The 4,765-nt window shown below is 31.5% G+C and carries 5 protein-coding genes; 2 read left to right on the forward strand and 3 right to left on the reverse strand.

The genetic code is table 11. From position 1 onward, the window contains the following. The first annotated feature begins 166 nt into the window (after window positions 1–166). Complete coding sequence (locus AABM47_RS05515) at window positions 167–580, forward strand: SseB family protein (protein ID WP_338409930.1); 414 nt, start codon at window positions 167–169, stop codon at window positions 578–580. A gap of 62 nt (window positions 581–642) precedes the next feature. Here AABM47_RS05515 and AABM47_RS05520 read toward each other — a convergent pair whose 3' ends face one another. The 3 genes from AABM47_RS05520 to AABM47_RS05530 all read right to left on the reverse strand — a co-directional run bounded on the left by AABM47_RS05520 (window position 643) and on the right by AABM47_RS05530 (window position 3,960). Further along, a complete protein-coding gene (locus AABM47_RS05520; protein WP_338409931.1) occupies window positions 643–2,100 on the reverse strand; it encodes a magnesium chelatase in 1,458 nt (485 codons plus the stop codon). A gap of 85 nt (window positions 2,101–2,185) precedes the next feature. Continuing rightward, the gene (locus AABM47_RS05525) at window positions 2,186–3,304 is read right to left on the reverse strand and encodes a VWA domain-containing protein (protein WP_338409932.1); all 1,119 of its coding nucleotides are present in this window, start codon (window positions 3,302–3,304) and stop codon (window positions 2,186–2,188) included. A gap of 92 nt (window positions 3,305–3,396) precedes the next feature. Further along, complete coding sequence (locus tag AABM47_RS05530; protein WP_338409933.1) at window positions 3,397–3,960, reverse strand: hypothetical protein; 564 nt, start codon at window positions 3,958–3,960, stop codon at window positions 3,397–3,399. Between the two features lie 30 nt (window positions 3,961–3,990). Here AABM47_RS05530 and AABM47_RS05535 point away from each other — a divergent pair. Then, a partial coding sequence (locus AABM47_RS05535; protein WP_338409934.1) for a sulfite exporter TauE/SafE family protein occupies window positions 3,991–4,765 on the forward strand: 775 nt, incomplete at its 3' end.

The following is a 4,765-nucleotide window of genomic DNA, read 5'->3' on the forward strand; positions in this document are numbered from 1 at the left end:
TTAATTGAATTAAATATCTGTTTTTAGCAACTTAAAATTTATTGATTACTTAACGTTTAGCTTTCAAGCTAAACGTTATTTCTCTTTGCCTTAAAATTAATTCTTTACAATAAGTTTTAAATTCAATATAAATTTAGATACTTTTGCAGGCCAAATAGAAATGATTATGACGGATACTTTTAAGCCCAAAAACGACCAGTTGATTGCAAAAATCAAATTGTTTAAAGCAAGTCAAGACCAAAAACACTTTTTGTCTGTTTTAGAAGAACTACAAGGCAATAATGCCTATTTATTGGTTCCCACAGCCACTCCTGTTACGGGTAAAAATCCTGAAAAAGGTTGGACTACTGTCGAAAAAGGGACACCATTGTCCTTTACATCTGTTTTTGAAATAGGAGAAAAATTAGCCATGGGCGTTTTCACATCTCAAGCCACTTTAATGACATGGGCTACAGAAACTAAACCATTTGTAACCCTGCCAGCTAAAGATGTTTTAGAAATAGCTCTTGAGCATAAAATAAGTCAATTAATTATTGATAGCAATCAAGAAACTATGTTCATTTTAGGACGCACGGTTTAATTTAGCAACTTGCTTTAAAGTATGTTAAAAAAAAGCTTTTTACTCTAAAATATAAATGCAAATTACAGTTTACTTATAAAGTTGCTGTATAAATCTTTGTATTGATATCCTTTTGATATTCTATTTTTACTCAATTTATCATATTCTACTAAAGCCCATAAAATAAATTCTTTCCAAAAATAGACATCCTCTTTGGCAACATTAGGTTGGTATTTTTTTAATAAAACATCCAGTGGTTTTACTCCATCTAAAATAGTTTGGTATTCTACATTTGATTGGTCATCTAACAATTCAAATCCACTTTCATTAAAAAACCATTCCAATAAATCAGCATAAGCATTTTTGGCATCTTCACGCTCTAGTTTTTCAATTTTAGGAAAATATCCTGGAAATAATGTATGTATCGCATCACCTATTAAATGTTGAGCTACAGTTGCTGAACCTTCTTGCTCACCTTCATAAACCAATTCAACTTTACCCGTTATGGAAGGAATAATACCCATAAAATCAGATAATCTAACGGTTGTTTTATTTTCTCTTGCCAATAAAGTTCGGCGTTCTGCTGTAGAAACAAGGTTCTCATAGGCCGTAATACTCATACGAGCTGAAACCCCACTTTTAGCATCTACATATTCACTGTCACGAGCTTCAAAACTAATTTGTTCCAATAAATCTTTGGCCAAACTGGGTACATAAACCGCATCTGATTGATTGGTATCAAATTTAGACTCTTGCTGGGTTATGGTTCGGGCGATAGCAATATTATCAGGATAATGTGTTAATATTTGAGATCCTATACGGTCTTTTAAAGGGGTAACAATGCTTCCTCTGTTGGTAAAATCTTCGGGGTTTGCGGTAAAAACAAATTGTAAATCTAGGGCTAATCGCAATTTAAAACCTCTGATTTGTATATCCCCTTCTTGTAAAATATTGAATAAAGCAACTTGAATACGCGCTTGTAAATCGGGAAGCTCATTTATAACAAAAATACAGCGATTTGCTCTTGGAATCATCCCAAAATGAATTACACGTTCGTCTGCATAGTTTAATTTTAAATTAGCCGCTTTTATGGGATCTACATCACCTATTAAATCGGCAACAGTAACATCTGGAGTTGCTAATTTTTCATAAAAACGTTCACTTCTGTGCATCCAAATAATGGGTGTTTTATCGCCTTTTTCGGCTATTAAATCTATAGCGAAACTTGAAATAGGGTTTAGTGGGTCGTCGTTAATTTCTGAACCTTCGACAACTGGTATATACGCGTCTAACAATTCAATCATTTTACGAGCCAAGCGTGTTTTTGCTTGACCTCTAAGTCCTAGTAAATTAATATTATGACGCGACAAAATAGCCCGTTCTAATTCGGGAATGACGGTGTTTTCAAAACCATGAACTCCTTCAAAAGTAGTTTCGCCAGCTATTATTTTATTGCGCAAATTAGTACGTAACTCGTCTTTTATATTTTGAGATGTGTATCCTGATTTTTTTAATGCACCTAATGTTTTAATCGTATTCATAATTTTATTTAATGTTGTATTATTTTATATATTTTTACTACTAAATTTTCGTTTGATCTAAAAAATATTTTTTAAAAAATGAAAGTTATCGTATTTTTTTCTTTCTGTTTGTTTCATAATCTTCAAAAATCATTTCGCCCAATCCTTTTAAGCCTGTGTAAAATGCTTTTCCTTGATTGGCTTCTGTAAAATGATTCACAAATTTTTGCAAATAAGGATCATTAGCAATCATAAACGTTGTTATGGGAATATGTAATTTTCGAGCTTGAGCTGCTTGGTTGTAACATTTGTCAACTATGTATTGATCTAACCCGTTACTGTTCATGTAATATTCGCCATTTTTTTCACGAATACAACTGGGTTTTCCGTCTGTAATCATAAAAATTTGTTTGTTGGTATTTCTTTTTCTCCGTAAAATATCCATGGCAAGTTGTAAACCTGCTACGGTGTTGGTATGATAAGGTCCGACTTGCAAATAAGGCAAGTCCTTTATTTTTATGGTCCATGCATCATTTCCAAATACCAAAATATCTAAGGTGTCTTTTGGATAACGAGTGGTTATTAATTCGGCTAAAGCCATTGCTACTTTTTTAGCGGGTGTTATTCTATCTTCGCCATACAATATCATGCTGTGCGAAATATCAATCATCAAAACCGTACTCATTTGCGATTTGTGGTGACTTTCTTCAACAATTAAATCGCGTTCTGTAAGTATAAAGTCACCTACACCATTATTAATTTGAGCGTTCTTTAAACTTTCGGTTAACGAAATTTGTTCGATAGAATCTCCAAAGTTAAATTCTCTAAAATTACCTATTTGTTCATCTCCAGCACCTGTTTGCTTGGATTTATGATTTCCTGAGGACGATTTTTTAAGACTGCCAAATATTTGGTCCAATGCAGCCTGTCGGATAGCTCTTTCTGTTTTAGAAGTGATGCCCATACCTGCAGATCCATCTAATTTTATCTCTTCTTTAATGTATCCTTTTTTCTTTAAATCTTCAATAAAATCATCAATGCTGTAATCGGGTGTGGTTAATTTGTATTCCACATCCAATTGGCGCAACCAATTAATGGCTTCGTCAAAATCTCCTGAGGTATGTGTAATTAGTTCTTTAAAAACACCAAATAGCTTATCAAAAGGTGATTGATGGAGCGCTTCATAGGTCTTAAAAAAGAAACCTGATTTATTGCCTTTATTCATGTGGATAAAATTAACTATAATTGCATACAACCCTATAAAACGAGTATTAATTTTTAGTTAAAGATTTTTTATTAATTTTTATTAAAAAACACCTATATATATTTTTTCTTTAATGCAATAAACGAATGATTGGTAAAGCATAACTGCTGTATTAATTGCATGCGTAATGAATCTAAAGACTCATATACTAAATGTTTTGCCCATTGAGTTTCAGTAAATATTTCCTTGCAAATTTTAATTCGTTTTGCTGTTTCAGCTGCGTTTCTCAAGATAGCAAGTCCGTCATAATTTGGATTTAATTTATGGTAAAAATCAATTATTTTTGTTTCGATATTTATTTCTATATAAAACAAATTTTCTTGTTCATTATTAGGATAAAAATCTGTCCATTTAGCAAAACCTATCTTGCTTTTTGAATAATTTATTTGGGACAGTTTTTGGGTTTTAAGAAAATTATAATCCAATTTCCATCTGCAATTAGCAGCTCTTCCCCAATGATTTGACACCCGAAACAATCCTTCTTCATTAAAGTAATAAACACTTCCAGATTTGCTGTTATAATTAGGTTTTAAATCCAATATAAGCTGCATCTCAACTTCTTTGAACACACAAAAAGTATGCTTATGAAAATTATGTTTGCTGTATTTTTTTGTCATTCAAGTACGCATATTAAACCTTGTAAAAGTATGTTAAATTTTAAAGAATTGCCTTATATTTGCCAAATAGAAATTATTATTTTGATAGAAATTTTTGGCTATGCAGGTGCTTTGTGTATTGGACTAATATTAGGCCTAACAGGTGGTGGTGGATCTATTTTAACAGTACCCGTATTGGTTTATGTGTTACTTATAAATCCTGTAACTGCAACCGCATATTCCTTGTTTATTGTTGGTATTACATCCGTTTTTGGATCTATACAAAGTTACCGAAAAAAATTAGTTGATTTTAGAGTTGGCCTCCTTTTTGCAATTCCTTCTTTTATTGCCGTTTTTTTAACTCGCAAGTTTATTGTTCCAAGAATTCCAGAAATTGTTTTCAAAACAGATGGCTTTCTACTAACGAAATCAACTTTTTTGATGACGTTTTTTGCATTAGTTATGTTTTTTGCAGCCCTGTCAATGTTGAAAAGCAATACACAAAATGAAGCAACCGAACAAAAAATTAGCCAAATAAACCTTATACTTCAAAATTTTTTTATTGGTTTAATCATAGGTTTAATAGGTGCTGGTGGTGGTTTTTTAATATTTCCTTCATTAGTACTTTTTGCTAAAATGCCTATTAAAAAAGCTATTGGCACATCACTATTTGTTATTGCTATGAACTCATTAATAGGATTTATGGGAGATATACAAAATTTAGAAATTGATTGGCTATTTTTGATAAAGTTTACATCGTTTTCTATTATTGGTATTTTTGCTGGAATATATTTAAACAAATTTATCAATGAATCGTTTTTAAAAA

Origin of the sequence: uncultured Flavobacterium sp. (assembly GCF_963925415.1) — a bacterium.
In the GTDB taxonomy this organism is placed as follows: Bacteria; Bacteroidota; Bacteroidia; order Flavobacteriales; family Flavobacteriaceae; genus Flavobacterium.

What these genes read in the sequence shown, in the direction of transcription:
- AABM47_RS05515 (WP_338409930.1), top strand. Translation starts at nt 167, where the DNA reads ATGACGGATACTTTTAAGCCCAAAAACGACCAGTTGATTGCAAAAATC.
- AABM47_RS05520 (WP_338409931.1), bottom strand. Translation starts at nt 2,100, where the DNA reads ATGAATACGATTAAAACATTAGGTGCATTAAAAAAATCAGGATACACA.
- AABM47_RS05525 (WP_338409932.1), bottom strand. Translation starts at nt 3,304, where the DNA reads ATGAATAAAGGCAATAAATCAGGTTTCTTTTTTAAGACCTATGAAGCG.
- AABM47_RS05530 (WP_338409933.1), bottom strand. Translation starts at nt 3,960, where the DNA reads ATGACAAAAAAATACAGCAAACATAATTTTCATAAGCATACTTTTTGT.